Genomic DNA, 18276 nt, shown 5'->3' on the forward strand with positions numbered 1-18276 from the left:
CGGTGGGGACGTTCCAGCATCAGATCCGCCCCTGGGCCTCCTGGCACCGGATGAGCCATCACCTACGCCCCTGTGCCTCCTAGTTGCCACCGCGGCCCTGGTGCCTTTGCCTGCTGACAGGGGGCATCACTTGCCCTTACTGTTTGCCAAGTAAGTGTGTGCACCACGCGCGTTCCCTTCTGCATGCCCCACACTGCGCGCGTTGGGTACTCGTATCCAACGGAGAACCGAGCGCAAAGAGCACGTCCCCCCACAAGATCCAGCCGCTAACGGCACTGTGGGCAGAGGTAGGCAGATGAAGCGAGCGTACGACCAGTGGCACGAAGCGCTATCCGAGGAGTTCTTCGGCCCTGACCATGCGCTGCAGAGCACCGTTCTATACGTCGATGACGAAGCCGAGCGGGAACTCGCTGAACGGAACGGGATCGATGCCTCCCTGGCCCAAGCAGTCTCGGACGAGATGTACTGGGAGGGGTCGGACAAGCCTCTTTTCTGGCGGGTTCTGAGCCAGTGCCGCACATGGACGGCCAAGGGAAGTGCCGGTGCCCCGCCAAGCCTCCCAGTACTCGCCGCGTCCGTGCTAGCGGCCACCCGCATGGCGACCTCGGACGGGATGCTCCGTACGAACTTCCGCGGACGCTGGTACCAGGTGTTCGGTGTTCCGCAGGAAAGCCGCAAAGCCAAGCGCCTCGACAAGGCCCTGGATGATGTTGCCGCCATGTGGGAGGAACTGGACTTCTGGCTCGAGCGCGCCGGCGGACTGTACGGCGCGAGCACAGTGAGTACGGACGAGCACTACTGGCGCATCGGATACCCGATCTCGCAGGCCCTCATCCGCCGAGCAGACCGTCAGATCCTCACACGCTTCTTCGCCACGACAAGGCTCCGCCCCCGCAACTCGACGGAGGTCCCAGGGCGGGAGCTCCTCCGGCGTCTGACCGCATGGAGCGCTGGGCGCGACCGGCACCTCTCACCGCGGCTGATGGAGGAGCTTCAGTTCGCCACCGGAAGCGGGAACTTCGGGAAAGGCAACCCGCTGATCGTCTCGCTCCTAGAGCGGCTCGCTTACGACTGGGACGGAACCCTCCACGAGCCCGACCGGAAGCAGCGGCGCAGGGCGCTCGGCCTGCGCCTCGCCGTGACGGACCGCGGGCGGCGCCTGGAATGGCTCGCTGATGCGGCAGAGGGCGTCGAGGAGGCCACGGTCCGGATCCATGACGGCCGGTCCTTCGCCCTGCGCACTGACTACGGCCATGTGTACTCCGGCCTGGAGACACTGCATCCGTCAGAGCCTCAGCTCCGCCTCGGTGTGCGCCTTGAAGGCGACGACCTCGTCATCGAGTGGGTTCCGCAGGAGGTCGTGCTGCTCCGCATGCACTCCGACCTCGGCGACTGGGTCAGCACTGAATACTTCGAGCCGGGTGAGCAGCACTGGATTCTTGCCTCCTCAGCAGTAGCAGGGCAAGTCGGGTCCATGCTCAACTCGATCGGAACTCAGACGATCCGGGAGGCGCCCCTGCCCGGCATCCCGGGATGGCGGATCTTCAAAGGCGTCCGCGCCGTCGACAGCACGGCGTTCACACGGGCCCTCGACTCCGGCGGCGAGCATGTCCATGTCCTGCAACCGCAGGTACGGCAGCACACCAAGCTCATAGGCGGGCTGCGTATCGCCCGTGAGTACCGTGCCGGATCCAGCGTCGCAGGGCACTACCTCCGCGGAGGCGAGCCAGACCTCCTCCTGCCTGCCGCGCACTCTCCCGACGCTACGGTCGAAGTCGCGCTCGACGGGAGGACGTCGAAACTGCGGGCCGACCCCCGGGTGCCTTTCCCGCTCAACTGCCTTCGGCTCGAGGAGGGGCAGCACGACGTGGGCACCTCGTCGAGCAGCCAGGTCTTCACCGTGTACGACGGGTTTCATGAAGGGCTGCCAGAAGGGACCGGAAGTCTCGGCTACAAGTGCGACAGGACCGCCGCTTCCCGTGTCAGCAGCGTGGAGAGCGAGGACGCCTGGATCAGAGGCGCTGCCGCCCCGGCCCGCACGGAACTGCCTCGCACCGTCATCGTGAGGCGTGAAGTCCTGGAAGCCTTCTTCCTCGACTCGTACGGCGGAGTAGTTCCCGTGCACGCCCAGCAGACCCCTCCCTGGGTCGTGAAACGGCTGCCTGAAGCAGCCGTGAACCGCGGACTGGAGGCTGAGGTCCCGGAGGGAGCCGTGTGGTTCGTCTACCGGACCCCGTCGCGCTGGTGGGTCCGGGTGGTGTCGGTAAACGCCGCCGTTCCGGCGCCTGCGCCCTCAGGGGACGACTACCGCTGGGCGTACGCCGTCCTCAGCGCCGGAGACAAGTGCGGCGAAGTCGGCTGGTCTGCTTACGTGCAGGCTGCCGAAGCCATCATCAGGTCGCATGATCGGAGCGCGGAATGAACGATCCTGGCGCCCTGCTGCTCCGATGGCTCAGCGAAGAGGGGGCAGGTGACCTCGGCGAGGTCAAGCAGGGCTTGTGGTGGCTTGGAACCAAGTCGTGCCCGGAGATCGGCCCAGGTGCTCCCGGCAGATGGTTGCGTGACGCCGTCTCATTGGCGTACCTCGACATCGACTGGAGCGAACGGCGGTGGTCAGTCGCCCCACCTGTCATCACGCCTCTGCCCCAGGCTCAGGGGCTCGCCGTCCTCACTGGCAGCCGCACTGCTGCCTTCGACCGGCGCCTGGACGAACTCGTGCAGGATGAATGCGTCGAGTTGTACCGCTCCTCAGCCGAACGGCCTCCCCGCGACATCCCGCTCCCCGACTCACTGATCGTCCGGTTCGGCGAGGAGGACGAGCTTGCGGAACTCGCAGCAGATCTGGGCGCAGTACTCGCTCCGTGCTTCGCCTACCAGGCCGCGTCCCTGCTCCCGTCCTCGGCTCTCGTGGAGCAGACATCGGAACCGGAGTACGGGGCCCCTCTGGAGCAGTACGACTTCGGGGAGTCCCGGTACCTTCCCGTCCGCCGGCCTCAGCACGACGGCCTCTACCGGCTGAAGCGAAGGGACAGCAAGCGGGTCTGCCAGGTCCTACGCTCCGGAAGCTGGTTCGAGACCACACATGAGCACGGTGTCTACGCAGTGCTCGCCGACCAGAACGGAACTGCCGACGTTCTACGGTGGCTTCCGGAAGAGTCCTGCGGACGCGAGCGCATCGGCACCCTCTTCGTGGATTGGGGCTACCCGCTCCCCGACTTGCACCGGAGAGTCGCCTCGATGTGCTCAGGACTTGCCCCGCGCATCAACGAGGGGGCCGAGAACCTTGCCTACGACAACGTTCCTGAGGCTGTAGCAATGAAGATCGCGCACTCGCTCGGACAGGCACTCGGAGACAGCAATGAATGACGCATCGCCCTCGCCGTCCGCAGCCAGGGCCTCCGAACTGGACGTCATGGGGTCCTTCGAGCACCTCAAGGACGCGCTCTTCCGCTACTACGACACGCCCTTCGGGCTCGCTGACGACCGACTCCAAAAGGAGCGGCGGCAGCTCTTCAACCGCGATGGCGGAGCATGGCGCCGCCCTCTGATCGAAGTCCGGCCCCAGTACGTCTCCGCCGGGGTCAGTATCCCGGAATCGGCCCGCGAGGCAGGGGCGCACCCCTACCTCGCTGAATTGGCAGAGCTGGGCCTACTCAAGGGCGCCCCTTCCCTGTACGAGCACCAGCACCGTGCTCTCATCGCTGCCGTACGGGATCAGCGCAACGTAGTCGTCACCGCCGGGACGGGGTCCGGCAAAACAGAGTCGTTCATCCTTCCCATCCTCGCCGATCTCGTGCGCGAATCCGAGGCGTGGTCGGCCTCTTCCCTTCCCTCCAACCGCTGGTGGAGTTCGCCCAGCGGCGACTTCCAGCCCCAGCGCGCAGGCGAGAAGGGCCGCCATGCCGCGGTGCGCGCCCTTGTCCTCTACCCCATGAACGCACTCGTCGACGACCAGATGATGCGCCTCCGCAAGGCCCTGGACAGCGACGACGTCCGCGAATGGCTTGCTCAGCGCCGCCCCGGCCACCGCTTCTACTTCGGCCGCTACACCGGTGCAACCCCGGTGCCAGGAGACATCGGTTCAGCGGCAGGCGTCCGAACCCTCCGGCGGGAGTTCTCTGCGACCGAGGAAAGGTCTCGGCAGGCACACGCCTCTGGAGGGGACGGCCAGTACTTCATCCCCCGGCTCGATGGCGCAGAAATGCGTTCCCGCTGGGACATGCTCCAGGCTCCCCCGGACATCATGATCACCAACTACAGCATGCTGAACGTCATGCTGATGCGGTCCCGCGAAGCCTCCATCTTCGAGAAGACCCGCCGCTGGCTCGAAGAAGTCCCCGATGCCCGCTTCACACTGGTCGTGGACGAGCTCCACATGTACCGCGGCACTGCGGGAACGGAGATCGCTTACCTGCTGAGGAACCTCCGGCACAGGTTGGGGCTCGAGAACAGGCCGGAAAAGTTCCGGGTCATGGCAGCGTCTGCCTCCCTGGAAGCTCCCCGGGACCTCGACTTCCTCCAAGAGTTCTTCGGCATCGAACGCGATCACTTCGAAGTCCTCGGGGGACGACTGCTCCTTCCGTCGGAAGCCACCGCCGATATCTCCGCCCATGCGGCCTCCTTCAAGCAGCTCGGAGCGGATCCCGATCCTGCTGCGGTAGACGACCTCCTCATCCGGTCGGGCGCCGGCAACGCCCTCACCAACGCTCTGCGGGACGGCGACCGCCTGACTTCTGATTTCGACACCGCAGTGGCTGCCCGGCTCTTCCCTGCCGCCCCGAGCGGCGATCAGGAAGCAGCCGTGGCCGGCGTCCTGACCGCACTGCGTCGTACGGGACTTCCCGGAATGCCGAAACTTCGCGGGCACCTGTTCTTCCGCAACATCCCTGGCGTCTGGGCCTGCTCGGATCCTTCCTGCTCCGAGATCGCGGGGCAGGCCGACAGTGACAGGACCGTCGGAAAGCTGTACTCCCGACCGACTCCCCGCTGCGACTGCGGTTCCAGAGTCCTGGAACTGCTCTACTGCCAGAACTGCGGCGATGTCCTCTTGGGCGGCTACGCTCCCGAGTCCGCCTTCAAGAAGCCCCGGGGCAGAGCATTCGAGGCCGGCCTCCTCGCCGACCTCCCAGATCTCGACTCCCTCCCTGACAGCGCGTCCCACAACCCCAGCGCCGCGAACTACATCGTCTACTGGCCTCGAAAGCAGGACCCCGCCACGGACAAGCTGGAGTGGGAGTCCAGCTCCGATAAGGGCACCCTGAGCGCGGGCTTCGAATTCAAGCGCAGTGCCTACGACCCCCGCACCGGGATACTGCGCAACCATCGGAACCACACCGGCTGGTCCTTCCATACCAGCGTGCCGGAGTCGAAACGCGGGCATGTGCGGCTCAAGCTCGAAGACCTCCCTGCCGCACCGACCCAATGCCCTGGGTGCGGGGACAACTGGGAGACCCGGCGGCTCGGCCACGAAAGCCTCAGTCTGAGCGACCCTCGGCGCCTCCGCACTCCTGTGCGCTCTATGCGTACCGGCTTCGAGAAGGTCAACCAGGTACTCACTACCAGTCTCCTCTCCCAGCTGCCCGTACCCCAGGCCGTCGTCTTCTCTGACAGCCGCCAGGACGCCGCCAAGCTCGCCGCAGGCCTCGGGCTGCGCCACTACCAGGACCTCCTACGCCTCCTGCTCGCCGAAGAACTCACCGAGCAGGGCCATCCAGCAGCCGACCTCGCCGCTATCCAGGATTTCTTCCGCCGGACCTCACCGGCGCCTGCTGACAGATTGGTTGCCCAGGCAGCACGCAAGCGCCTCCGCGCTCGCGATCCTGAGACGTACGACGCCTGGGAGAAACTCCAGAAGCCAAGCAGCACGGAAAGCCTGGACGACCTCACCGACGAACCCGGCCCCGAAGCCGAACCAGAGTTGTACGCGCTGCTCAACCGCGTTCCCAGTCTGGACAGCCACACAGCCGCCATTGCCGAGCGGCTCCTCCACCTCGGTGTCAATCCCGGTGGGCCGAGTGCTTCTCTGCAGAAGACCCGCTACCAGACGGGCTCTCCGGCACTGCCCTGGTCGTCGTTGTACCGGTGGCCCGACAGCCCTGACGGCAAAGTACGCGATGAGTCGGTCAGCACTCTCAGCGAACGGCAGCGGGACCTCCGTGAGGAGATCCGAGAGTCCCTCAGCAGAGAACTCCTCATGGGCTTGTTCGGCAGCGCCGGAAGGGACTTCGAATCTCTCGGTCTCGGCTGGCTCACCCTGTCGACAGACCAAGGACCCCTTGAAACCCCCCGAGGCTCAGACACCGCTCTCGTCCGCGGCAGCCTGCGGGTGCTCGGCCACATGCGCCGGTTCGCCGGCCTCCGCACCCCTTCTGACACACCGCCCCGCCCTCTGCGTGACTACTGGCGCAAAGTCGCTGGTGTCTCAGGGCTGTCTGAGGACAACGTGCAGCGGCGCGCGGAGCAAGCATGGGGTAAGGCCGTCATCAAGTACGTCATCCAGCCCGCACAGGTCTCCCTGCGCCATGGCGAGGGATTGTCCTGGACATGTAGCAGGTGCCACCGCCATCACCTCCATCCCGGCACTGGTACGTGCACGAAGTGCGGTGAGCAGCTGCCAGCGGAGGCTTCTCCTTCCACCCCGCTGGACGACGACTACTACGCGTGGATGGCCAAGCACAAGGTCGGCAATTTCCGCCTCAACACCGCGGAACTCACTGGCCAGACGGACCGCATCGAAGCCCAGAGCCGCCAGGCCCGCTTCCAAGGGGTGTTCCTCGACGGCACGGAGAACTACCGTCCCGACACCCTCGACGTTCTCTCTGTGACCACGACCATGGAAGCCGGCGTCGATATCGGCCCGCTCTCCGTTGTACTGATGGCCAACATGCCTCCCACCCGGTTCAACTACCAACAGCGGGTGGGCCGAGCAGGCCGCCGCGACACCCCCGTAGCCCTGGCTCTGACGGTGTGCCGCGGCCGGAGCCACGACGAGCACTACTTCCAGGATCCCAGGCGCATCACCGATGCGCCCACTCCGCCGCCCTACCTCTCCACCGAAATGAGGGACATCTACCAGCGCGTCCTCGCTGCCGAAGTTCTGCGCAGGGCCTTCGAATCCGTATGGGCTTGCGCATCGGATGACGATGCCCTCGACCCCACACGAAACGTCCACGGCCAGTTCGGGCTAGCCCGGGACTGGCCAGCCGTGAGCCACGCGGTCGGGACATGGATCGCTGCCGAGTCTGAGCAGATCCGCGACCTCGCCAGTTCCCTCGCCAGTCGCACCCGCAGCGCGGACTCCAAGGGCTCCTCCCTCCAGTGGATCGCAGAGGGCCTCGTACGGGACATCACCGCGATCGCCGAGGCATCTCGAGGGCATCACGATCTCAGCCAGCGGTTGGCCGAGGCCGGGGTCCTACCGATGTTCGGCTTCCCGACCTCAGTCCGCTATCTCTACACGAAGAGGCCGACCGACTCGTATCCCTGGCCGCCTTCCGGAGTCGTCGACCGGTCCCTCGATATCGCCATTGCTCAGTTCGCTCCCGGCGCGGAAACGGTGAAGGACGGGAAGGTCCATACCGCCGTGGGCGTCGTCGCCTACGAACCCGGCGGGAGGGCACCTAGATCCGCAGCCGAGCCCCTGGGAGGGGCACAGCAGATCGGTATCTGCCGCGCCTGCGGACACCTGGCCGAGGACGTGAAGCCGTCGCCAGAAGCCGACGGCCAGGAGCAGACCCTGTCTTGCAGCGCATGCGGCGCGGATGATGGCTCGTACCGAGAGGTTTCGCTCCACGAGCCCGCTGGCTTCTTCACAGGCGGCAAGGCACGCGACTTCGACGGGAACTTCGCTTGGCGAGCCCGGTCGCTCTCCCCTCGGACGGCCGCCGATATGGAGTCCGGAGCCCCCCAGCGCATTATCAATGGCGGCATTGTTGTCCATGCTGGCAAGGGCCGCCGCTATGCCGTGAACGACAACGGCGGACGCCTCTTCCACTTCTCTCCGGCCAAAGCGACGAGTCAGTGGTCCGGAGCCCTCGTCGAGGCAGAGGCCACCGCCTATGCCCCCTGGCTGGCGGCAGACACGGGGCCGGCAGACGGCAGCACCCTCAGCACAGCCATCGGCGCTGTCCAACACACCGACCTCTTCCTGCTCGGCCCTACCGCTGGCGAGCTTCCCGACCACGGCCTGCGCCTCAATCTCGCTTCGGTGCCGCAGGCGACGGGCTTCCCTGACAACCGGTCGGGCCGCCGCGCGGCCTGGTATTCGCTCGCTGCCCTCCTCCGCGTCGCGGCCGGCGACATCCTGCAGGTCCAGCCGAACGAGATCGCAGCAGGTATTCACGGAGCCGGATCGGCGCACAGCCGGTCCCGGACATTCGCCTTCCTATCCGACACCCTCGACAACGGCGCTGGGTACTGCACTCATCTCGCCGAACCTGAGGTATTCCAGCAGCTGCTGGATTCCGCCAACCGCATGCTCGGGAAGTTCCGCACAGGAAGCCACGGAAGCGAATGCCGCGGATCATGCTACGAATGCCTCCGCGACTACACCAACATGGCTTACCACTCGCTCCTAGACTGGCGCCTCGCCTCTGACCTCCTAGGAATCCTGTCCGGAGGTAACCTTCCTAGCATCATTCAGCCGCGCCGAACTGGGTTGCTTCTAGAGAACTGGTCCAGCGACTTCCCAGAGGGCGACGCGGAATTCGCACCGGACCTCGGCGGAACGGGCCCTGCCGTCCTCTTCGAGGAGCGGCTCTGGGTCGCGGTCAAGAGTCCGTTCGAAGCAGCCGGAGAAGAAATGGAGTCCCCTCGGATCACCTCAGTCAAGGCAGCCGCTTCCGCAAGCAGTCGAGGCGTATCAGAAGTGGTCTTTATCGACGATTTCCTCCTCGATAAAGCGCCCGCCCAGGTAACTGCACTGATCACGGGATTTGACGCCATCTGAGGTCCGAAGGTCTGCGCCCCCTTGGCAACGGGGCCGCAGACTTCGATCTACGGAATCAACTGATCTTGGAGCGGTGCTGGCTGAAGAGATCGTGGCGCTGGTGGTCGTCCTGCCCCACGAATGCCTTGAACTCGCCGATGCTGTACGCGACAACCCCATTGGAACGAGTCACCGCGGTCATCTCGAAGTCGTGCTTCAGGTGGTTGAGGTGCCGTTCGACCGTCGGCTGGTCCATGGCTGTTCCCGATGCCCCGAGCTTGGCGATGATCTGCTCGACCGACAGCGCCCGCACGCTGCTGCGCAGCAGCTTGTACACAGGGTCGGTAACGGCGTCAGCGGTCTCGACAAGCTCGCGGGGTTCGCCGACCTTGTTCAGCGCGTTCCTGATCGATACCCCGAGGGCCTTGGCCACGGGCGGCGGGAATGCATTTCCGATCTGGCGGTACTTACTGGTCTTCAGACCGTGGAACCTCCAGCGGAAGTCGTCTTCGCCTCCGTCGCCCTCACTGTCCGCGTCCTGCCAACCCTGGATGCGGGCGACCATGGTCGTGGTCAGCTTCGGGAACGGCCGACCGCCGACGACAGGAGGGCCGGCCTCCGGCGGCGCATCATTGGCGACGCCCATTGCGTCTACGCCCTTCTCCGCCCATGCGCGCTTAGCGCGCGTGGGGCCGAGATCGGCACCGCCATGCTTCTTCGACCCTCCGACGATGGTGGGCGCGATTCCAGTGGCTGAATCAGCCCATTCCTGAGCACCCTTCCACCCGCGCTTCCCCATGAGGTCCACTAGGAGCTCACCTACCGACTTCGCACTCCCCGGCCGACGCTCCGGCCACTCGAAATACGGGGCGAATTCCCGCTGGAGCGCGACCAGGACGAAGCGCGGACGCAATTGGGAGACTCCGAAGTCGTCTGCCTGGAGGAGCTGCCACTCCGCGATGTAGCCGTGCTCTTTAAGTCGGTCGAGCACGTGCTGGCGGTAGCCCGCGAAACGGTTGGCGCTGAGGCCGCGCACGTTTTCCAGAAGCAGCGCCTTCGGCTGTACCTTGCCGCAGAGCTCGATGGCCCAAGCGAACAGGTCGCGCTCGTCGTTCGTGCCCAACTGCTTCCCCGCGATGCTGAACGGGGGGCACGGCACTCCGCCAGCGAGGAGATCGAGCTGCTCCGCATCGAGGACCGGATTCCAGACAGCGGGGTCAGCGACATCGCCGACCTTGACGGACGCCTGCGCCTCTTCCTCGCTGTAACCGAGGAACTCCACAAGGTTGCAGCGCAGAGTGTTGGCAGCGTGGGGATCCAGCTCGACAGCAAGACGGTGGCGAAAGCCTGCCCGTTCCAGCCCGAGGGACTGACCGCCCGCACCCGCGCAGATCTCGACGACCTCAAGCGGCTTTGCAGGCTCGATGGCCGACATACAGATCTCCCTCCGGGTACGCCGGAATCCCCAGCGCAGAACTAGCGGTGCCGCTGCAGACGCCTCAGTGGACACGCGTGCATCCGACAGCACAGGCTCCGCGGCAGCACCATAACCGCAGGTAGTGGTAGAGCGGCGGCTAATCACCACTGCATGCCGGACAAGATGCGTAGTCTACGCGGCAGGACCGACAGCTCCCATTTGAACGCCCAGGCTGGAAGCGCTACAGCGCTGGTCAGATATCCAACGCCTCGCGGACCTGTTGCCGAGCATCCCCGGGAAGGCGGCGGTAGGCGTTCCACGCCCTCTCAAGCGGCGTCGAGCCCCGGCGCCCCCGCTCTGCCCAACGTGCCAGTCGCCGCTGGTCAGTCGGATCCAGGTCCTTGATCGCGGCGACGACCTCGTCGGCACGTGCAGGGTGCCCGTCGCTACCAGCTCGGCATCGCTTGCACTCCGTGACAAGCAGTTGCTCTTCCGTACCGCCAGGAAGGACTGTGAGGCGCTGGGTCACTGACAAGACTGCCGTCTGGTTCGAGTCGTCGATGTACGGCTCCGCTCCGCCGATACCGCACACCGTGCACATGTGGCCGTCTCGCTCATATGCTTCCCGCGTCTGCTTGGCGGTGGCTCTCTTCCGCGGCGCGGCTGCTCTGCGTGCAGCAGGGTCCCAGACGGGCACTCCCGCCTTCACGAACCGCTGGTCCTCGGCCATGAGCGTGGCGTCTTCAGTGTTCGTGAGGATGACCCACTTGAAGTCCCGGAGGTCACGGAGACGGCGGTCGGCCTGGGAGATGCCGGGGAAGGCGTCGCGGAGCTGCTCCTTGGTGAAGGTCTCGCCTTCACCGATCTCCTGGACGAGCCACAGCGCGCCCCTGATCATGGTTCCGCCCTTGAGTTCAGGGTCGTTCCAAGCGGGGAGGGTCACCTCTGCTCCGTTCCTCTGGTCATCAGATGTCCGAGTCTGGGCGATCACCGGTCCGCTTGTCAGCGGTTCCTGTCATTATTCCTGACGAGTGAGTGCGACTGCTGCTTAGGAAAGGTCTAGCTATGACTGTGAAGTTCGGTGTCCCGCCTGAGGGTGAGCGGATCCGGTCCATGGTCGAAGAGCGGCTCAAGCAGGCCATGGCCGACAACGGCGCCAAGGTCACGGTGGACTGGCGCGGTGAGCAGAAGCACCTGAGCGTGATCTCCATGCCGGTGGACCTCCTCTACTTCAACCCTGACACCCACCGCATCCGAGCCCAGCGCACCCTGGATCCCGAGCAGAACCGGGTGTTGGAAGAACAGCCCTGGAGCGAGTCCGCCCAGGACTACCTCGCCACCCTCCTCAGCCGCAGCCCGTCGAATCCGAGCCAGATCGACCCCGACTTCACCGCGTTGCAGGACGAGCTCGACGACTTCGGGCAGAAGGAAGCCGGCATCATCAGCCCCGACGGCATCCTTGTCGACGGCAACACCCGCTGCGCGGCCCTCCGCAAACTCGGCATCAAGAACATCCGAGTGGGTGTGCTGCCGTCCGACACCTCCCGGCGCGACATCAACAGCGTCGAGCTCGCGCTCCAGCTGCGGCGGGACAAACGGCGCGAGTACTCCTACATCAACCGCCTGATCGCGATCGAGGAAGAGCTGGCGAACGGGCGCCGGAGCGAAGACGTCGCACGGGATTTCAACATCAAGGCCACCACACTCCGCCAGGACCGGTGGGTCTACGAGTTGGTCATCAACGCCATCGAGCGCAGCAAGGGCCCTGTCAGCGGCGTCGAGCTGCGACTGGTGGACTTCGAGGACCAGCAGGAGAAACTCCGCGAACTGCAGCGCGACTACACGAAGCTCGCGAAAACGGATCCGGATGCGGCCGAGCAGCTGAAGGAGTCCCGGCTCGCGATGGTCGTCCTGAACTACCCGAAGACCTCGGTCCGGCTGGCTGAGGCCGACTTCCACACCCGCTACGTCGATGAGCGGCTGCCGGACGACCTGCGCCCGGTCGCGCAGGCAGCCGCCGCGGTATCCATCCCCGGTCTGCCTGGGGTAGCGGTCCCTGACGCTACAGCCACCGTGAAAACGATCCGGGCCCTCACCGACAGCTTGCTGCGCGCCAAGGCCGAGTCCCTCGCCGGAGACAAGCTCGCGCCCTCGGATGTCACCCAGGCCGCCGCAAAGATCAAGGCGGCCCGCAACACGTTCGACGTCGCTGTGAAGATGGCCGGACAGAACGCCCAGTTGCAGAAGCGGAAGATCGCGGTCCCAGAGCGTCTGACGGACGCAGCCGACTACGTGAACCAGTGCGCGGCGGAGTTCGCCGAGGCTAAAGCGAAGCGCGCACTCGATGAGGACGCTTTCGACGACGCCCTGCTCACCCTCCGCGCGAGCCTCGCACGCTTGGCCAAGCAGGCAGGCCGCACGTTCAGTTCGCCTGGGGACGGCGTCGAGTGGCTGCTCAACGCCGTCCGGGAGAACTGATGACGGCAATCGCACCGAGCTTGGAAATCGGGTTCGGAGACAGCGTGACGAAAGCCCGGTTGCGAGCCGGCGCCGGACACGAGGGTGACCTGCACCGCCTTGCCCTGCGCTTCCGCAGCAGTGTGCAGCGCTCCCCTGGGAGTATGGACGTAGACATCGACGACCTGCTCACAAACCTCGTAGCGCTAACGACGTGGCCTGCCCAGTCAAGCGTTTCATGGGACAACCAGCTGGCGACCCTCGCAACGGACTCCGCTGTGGATGCCCAGACTGTGGCCGACCGCCTCGATCCTGTGTCCAAAGGCGTCAGCGAAGTACGGGACGACGAGGTCGACGGGCTGCTCGGCCCTTCTTGGACCGCCGGCCTCACGCCTTTCCAACGCAGGGATATCGCCAAGCTCCTCTCGCTGCGCCACGGTGCGAACTTCTCCGTCCCCGGTGCCGGCAAGACACGCGTCGGCCTCGCCGTGTTCCACGCTCTGCGCCGTACCAAGGGCCTCGAGCGCCTGCTGATCGTCGGCCCGAAGTCGTGCTACGAGTCGTGGCGGTACGAGAACACGCAATGCCTTGATGAGCCGCTGCGCATGGAAGTCCTGTCCCGGAGCGTCGACCCGGCCGCAGACGTACTCATCGTGAACTACGAGCGCCTCAGCCCGTCGGTCGACGAGCTCGGCCAGTGGCTCACGGCCCGCCCTTCCATGATCCTCCTCGATGAGGCGCACCGGATGAAGCTGGGCGCTGAGGGGACGTACGGGGCGGCGTGCCTCGCATTGGGCCCGCGGGCCCGCCATCGGCTGATCCTGACCGGCACTCCGGCGCCGAACGGCGTCAAGGACATCGAGAACCTCTTCGGTTTCGTGTGGCCTGGGCACGGCCGCCAGAAGGTCACGCAGGCTGTGGCCGGCGGCGACCTCGCCAAGGCGAGTCAGGTCCTGCGCCCGCTGTTCACCCGCACCACCAAGGGCGAGCTGGGCCTGCCTCCGGTGACGACAACCCTCCGGACGCTTCCGATGCCCCCGCTGCACCAGGAGGTGTACGAAGCCCTGATCGGCCGGTTCTCGGCCCGGGCTGCCGGCGCTGAAGGCGACTTCCAGGCTCTCGGCAAGATCATCGTCTACATGCTGATGGCGGCCACCAGTCCTGCCCTGCTCGCTGTCGGCACTACGCGGTACGAACCTCTGATGTACCAGGTCCCGCCCCTGGCCGTCCCTGAAGGGAGCCCTCTTTTCGACCTCATGCGGGACCTCCCGAGTTACGAGATGTCGCCGAAGTACCGCGAGGTCCTGGCCATTGTCGCGGAGAACGCGGCCGAGGGCCGCAAGACCTTGGTGTGGTCCACGTTCATCCGCAGTCTGAACACGCTGGAAAGGATGCTCAAGGAGTTCCGTCCGGCGATGGTCCACGGAGGCACGGAAGACCGCGAAGCAGAGATCGAGCGCTTCCGGAAGGACCCGGACTGCATGGTGCTGCTCTCCAACCCGGCTACGCTCGGCGAAGGCATCAGCCTGCACCATGACTGCCACGACGCGGTGTACGTCGACCGCGACTTCGCGGCCGGCCGCTTCCTGCAGAGCCTCGACCGCATCCACCGGCTCGGTCTCGCACCCGAAACAGAGACCCGGATCACCGTGCTCGCCTCCGAGGGGAGCATCGACGAGGTCGTCGACCAACGGCTAGGCGACAAGCTGCTCTTCATGGGGCGTATTCTCGACGACCCCGCTGTACAGGAACTGGCGGATCTCGACGATGAGCCTGCCGTCGGCGGCGGCCTCGACCAGCGGGACCTCCAGGCGCTGATGGGCCATCTCCGTGCCCGTTCCGCCTAGCCCTGTCCTGCGTGCCGCTGTGCGGTGGCTGGAGCTGCTTCCGGACTCCAGCGCCGCACGGTGCCGCGCCCTCTTCACCCACCATGTCGATTTCAGCGATCTCACCCCCACCCAGTACGAGGCGGCGTACTCGTGGCTCGGAGAGAACGGCCTGCTCCTGGACCCGCGCAGCAGCACCGCAGTGGGCGAGCGCGTCTTCCGCGCCGCACTCGTTTCCAGCGGCGCGGCGTGGCTCCCGGATGCGGATGTCCTTGTGCGCGGCCCGGAGGAGCTCCCAGACGACGCACTACGGGCCGCAGAGGCGCTAGGCATCCCCGAGAGCGAGGCATATGAGCAGGTCAGCGCGGTCTGGGGCAAGGTGGACACGGAGGCGCGGGCCCTCATCGGCGGCGCCGGCGAGTCGGCCCTCGTCCGCCTCATCAGTGAGGCTGCGGATGCCCGGGTCGAGCACGTCGCCGCGTACTCCGACGGCTTCGGGTACGACATCGCTGTACATGCGCGGCGGCACCCACTGCACATCGAGGCGAAGAGCACGGTGCGGCGCGGAAGGGTCACCTTCTACCTGTCCCGGCACGAGTACGAGACGATGCGCCGCGATCCGGCATGGCAGCTCGTGTTCGTCCAGCTCACCGGAGATCTTGATATCAGCGCGATCGCTTCCGTCTCCGCGGAATGGATCAGTCTCCAGGTACCGCAGGACAAGGGATCCTTCGGACGCTGGCAGGCATGCCGACTCGACGTTCCGCCAGAGGCCCTCGTCTCCGGCATCCCACGGCTAGCCCCTTTGCTCCGGCCAGGAACGGCCGGGCCACTGCTACCGGACACACGGAACGGCTGAAGGCGGGAGCGTCAAGCACAGCATCAGCGCTCCCGCCTCTCTGACAGGACGGCCTTAAGCCCTCTGGATACCGACGTCCGCCAGAAGGAACTCTTCAATCTCGCCATTCCACACCGGCGACTCCGCCTCAGGGCAGTCTGCTGCGGGCAGGGCGTCGGAGAAGGCGTCCTTCAGCGCCACCCGCCACTGGTCCGCGGTCCCACGTAGTCTGAACGGACCGACCAGGAGGGTCACACCGTCCTCGTCGACCTTCATCGGCACCGTTTCCCCAGCGACAGTGACATCGCTGTCGAGACCGCTGGCGGCCGCATCAAGTGCGGCGTCCAGCTCAGCCGTGTCAATCCGTCCGGCCCAGTGCCGCGCCCCGACTTGCGTGTCAGCAAGCAGCAGAGTGCGGCTTCCTGCTGTGTACCCCATGAGTACGAGGGACTTGCGGAGTGTCTCGGGCCGCGTGCCTCTGGCGCTTCCCGCATCGATGAAGGCCGGGCGGAACCGCTCGAGGAGAGCGGAGATCCGCCCCGCGAGCAGCATGCGACGGGCGACGAGGAATTCTCGGAATCCATCGGTTTCGAGGACCTTGGCATCGGTCGGAACAGCATGGGCTGCCAGGTCGTCGGCCTGTACTTCCTTGATGTACTCAGCAGGAGGCAGGTTGCCGATCATGTTCTTGGCCGTCTGCTGCGAGACGAAGACGATGTTCGCCAGTTCGTTGATCTCCGCAGACGAGTACTTGTTGCGGTGGTTCCGCAGCTGCGCGGCCGGGTGCAGCATGCTGTACTGCAGCTTGTCCGTTCCCTCAGATACGACGGAGATGGGCCCGCCGGCCCACCAGTCCTCTGCCCCGGAGTGGGCAGCAGCCAGGTAGGAAAGCATGATGTACGGGCTCTGGATGTTGCGCCCGGACAGGTCTCGGGCGGTCACGTTGAAGCCCCTCTCGTCCAAGCGCAGGTTGGCGAGGAGCGCACGGACGGGCTCGTCCGAGTCGAGGGCATTGACGTCCTGGGTCAATGCGCTGTCAGTCGCACCGCCGTAGCGGTTGCTCCCGCTCGCGGCCAGGAACCAGTAGAGCAGCCCCTTCTCCACCTCAGCGTCTACACGGGCGCCTTCGGGCAGGCGGCCGTAGAAGACGATCAGCGGATGCAAGGCCGTGACGGACGGGATGAGCGCCGTGTTCGGAACGAGCAGCTGTTCGCAGAGCAGCGGAACGACGCGCTCAAGCCCGTGGCGCACCCGCTCCCAGCCTTCCCTGACGGACTCCGGACTGGCTGTGGGCAGCCTGGAGACAGACGAGGTCCGCTTGCCCGAGATGGACAGGCTGAGCGTGATCGCCTTGATGAGGAAGTTGACATCGACGGCCCGGTAGCCGCGCTCTGCCCACCGAGCCGATTCCTCCTCAAGCTCTCTGAGGAATCCCGGTGAACGAGCGGAGAGCGTCGCCATCGCAAGATCGGTCGTCTTCAACGGACGGCCGCCGCTGTTGACACGCACGAAGATCTGGGTGACCTCTTCGTAGTTGAAGCCGTGGAGGACCTCCATGTGGAAGTCGCGCTGCGAGATCGCTTCAAGTGCCTTGAGGCGGCGCCCGATCTCGGCGCCGTCGATAGACAGCCCGGCCGAACGGAGCTGCATCTGGAGCGCGAACGGATCAGCGTCAGGGCCGACAACGTCGTAGACCTTGATCCACTTCGGGCTTCTGAGCGTGGCGTTGTTCTGGTTCTGGAACGCCTCCGTCTCGATGTTGAAGACGATCTGCGCTGTCGGGTGGTCCTTGAAGACACGGTACAGCGAGGTGAGCCGCTGCTGACCGTCAAGGAGGTACAGCGGCATGACGCTTGGAAGCCCTTGCCCGGCCCCGATCGCCGCAGCGCGGGTTTCGGCTCCCTCATCTGTCTTCCAGAGCAGGAGCGTTCCCGCCGGGTATCCGAGGTACATCGACTCCACGAGCTTCGCGACTTGCGACGCCTTCCAGACATAGCCGCGCTGGATTTCCGGGAGCATGATCTCCCCGTCGGCGATTTGGCCGATGAGCGTCCTGATGTCCCGATTCGTGCGTTCCACTGCCATATACTGGTGCCCCACCCCTGCCGTTCTGGATCAGGCCACTCTCAGCCTGGACCGGCCCAGTGACAACTGCGCCGGTCGATACGGTAGACGAGGCGAGAACGACTACGCGCCTGGGTACTTGCACTCGGCGCGACCTCTCACCAGCTTCAGAGCTACGCCTCTGATTCGACCCGAACCGCCGCCTTGCGCCGACGTGACTCGACCGCAGCACAGACGATCACGGAACTCGCTTCGGGAGGTTCGTGCGCCCAGAACCTCAGGACAAGCCAGCCGGCTTCCGTGAGGCGCGTATCCGTGTCCCTATCGCGCTGCACATTCCTCCCGATCTTCTCGCGCCAGTAGTCGGGGTTCGTCTTCGGCGGCACGAAGTGCTCAGGGCAGCCATGCCAGAAACAGCCGTCGACGAAGACCGCAACGCGGGTCGGACGGAAGACGAGGTCAGCCGTCCGACGCATCCCTGGGAGCGGCTTCGCCGCGACCCGGTAGCGAAGCCCAGCCGCGTGGACGAGGGAGCGCAGCGCACGCTCTGGAGCCGTATCCCGGTTCCGGTTTCCGAGCATGCTGCGGCGGTTCGCAGCAGAGGACGCCCACGATCCCTCCGGTGGGGACCAAACACCAACGGTCGGCTCTTGAGGCAGCTTGTTCATCGCTTTACAAGTATATGGCTGGCGTTACCCGGCCCCGAGAGGCCAGCCGGAAGCCGCGGCTGACACACATGGCCACGGCA

General features: G+C 65.7%; 10 protein-coding genes. 6 read left to right on the forward strand and 4 right to left on the reverse strand.

All coding sequences use genetic code 11. The features are described from left to right. The first annotated feature begins 295 nt into the window (after positions 1–295). From ABT034_RS17740 to ABT034_RS17750, 3 genes are read left to right on the forward strand one after another with little or no spacing between them, the layout of a single operon-like run. Positions 296–2422, forward strand: a complete 2127-nt coding sequence (locus ABT034_RS17740; RefSeq protein WP_351216104.1) for a hypothetical protein — start codon at positions 296–298, stop codon at positions 2420–2422. After that, positions 2419–3366: a hypothetical protein gene (locus ABT034_RS17745; protein WP_351216106.1), complete on the forward strand. Its 948-nt coding sequence runs from the start codon at positions 2419–2421 to the stop codon at positions 3364–3366. Before ABT034_RS17740 ends, ABT034_RS17745 begins: the two co-directional genes overlap by 4 nt. Continuing rightward, positions 3359–8947 (forward strand): DEAD/DEAH box helicase, encoded by a 5589-nt coding sequence (locus ABT034_RS17750; protein ID WP_351216108.1) that lies wholly within the window; start codon positions 3359–3361, stop codon positions 8945–8947. Before ABT034_RS17745 ends, ABT034_RS17750 begins: the two co-directional genes overlap by 8 nt. A gap of 55 nt (positions 8948–9002) precedes the next feature. Here the strand turns inward: ABT034_RS17750 and ABT034_RS17755 are convergent, their stop codons facing one another. Together ABT034_RS17755 and ABT034_RS17760 are read right to left on the reverse strand one after the other, a co-directional pair. After that, positions 9003–10361, reverse strand: coding sequence for a DNA cytosine methyltransferase (locus ABT034_RS17755; RefSeq protein ID WP_351216110.1), 1359 nt, complete (start codon positions 10359–10361; stop codon positions 9003–9005). Between the two features lie 235 nt (positions 10362–10596). After that, on the reverse strand, positions 10597–11286 hold the full coding sequence (locus ABT034_RS17760; protein WP_351216112.1) for a KpnI family restriction enzyme N-terminal domain-containing protein: 690 nt from the start codon (positions 11284–11286) through the stop codon (positions 10597–10599). 122 nt (positions 11287–11408) lie between these two features. On the opposite strand from ABT034_RS17760, the gene ABT034_RS17765 reads away from it, so the two are divergent. From ABT034_RS17765 to ABT034_RS17775, 3 genes are read left to right on the forward strand one after another with little or no spacing between them, the layout of a single operon-like run. Further along, positions 11409–12821: a ParB N-terminal domain-containing protein gene (locus tag ABT034_RS17765; protein ID WP_351216114.1), complete on the forward strand. Its 1413-nt coding sequence runs from the start codon at positions 11409–11411 to the stop codon at positions 12819–12821. Continuing rightward, positions 12821–14647 carry a DEAD/DEAH box helicase gene (locus ABT034_RS17770; RefSeq protein WP_351216116.1) on the forward strand — a complete coding sequence of 609 codons (1827 nt, stop codon included), beginning with the start codon at positions 12821–12823 and terminating at the stop codon, positions 14645–14647. Before ABT034_RS17765 ends, ABT034_RS17770 begins: the two co-directional genes overlap by 1 nt. A gap of 19 nt (positions 14648–14666) precedes the next feature. Further along, on the forward strand, positions 14667–15485 hold the full coding sequence (locus ABT034_RS17775; RefSeq protein ID WP_351216118.1) for a protein NO VEIN domain-containing protein: 819 nt from the start codon (positions 14667–14669) through the stop codon (positions 15483–15485). A gap of 54 nt (positions 15486–15539) precedes the next feature. Here the strand turns inward: ABT034_RS17775 and ABT034_RS17780 are convergent, their stop codons facing one another. Together ABT034_RS17780 and ABT034_RS17785 are read right to left on the reverse strand one after the other, a co-directional pair. After that, positions 15540–17543, reverse strand: coding sequence for a GmrSD restriction endonuclease domain-containing protein (locus ABT034_RS17780; protein WP_351216120.1), 2004 nt, complete (start codon positions 17541–17543; stop codon positions 15540–15542). A 158-nt stretch (positions 17544–17701) separates the two neighbouring features. Then, on the reverse strand, positions 17702–18109 hold the full coding sequence (locus ABT034_RS17785) for a very short patch repair endonuclease (protein WP_351216362.1): 408 nt from the start codon (positions 18107–18109) through the stop codon (positions 17702–17704). Positions 18110–18276 lie beyond the last annotated feature (167 nt).

Origin of the sequence: Streptomyces sp. NPDC002773, from assembly GCF_040295605.1 — a bacterium.
Taxonomy (GTDB): domain Bacteria; phylum Actinomycetota; class Actinomycetes; order Streptomycetales; family Streptomycetaceae; genus Streptomyces.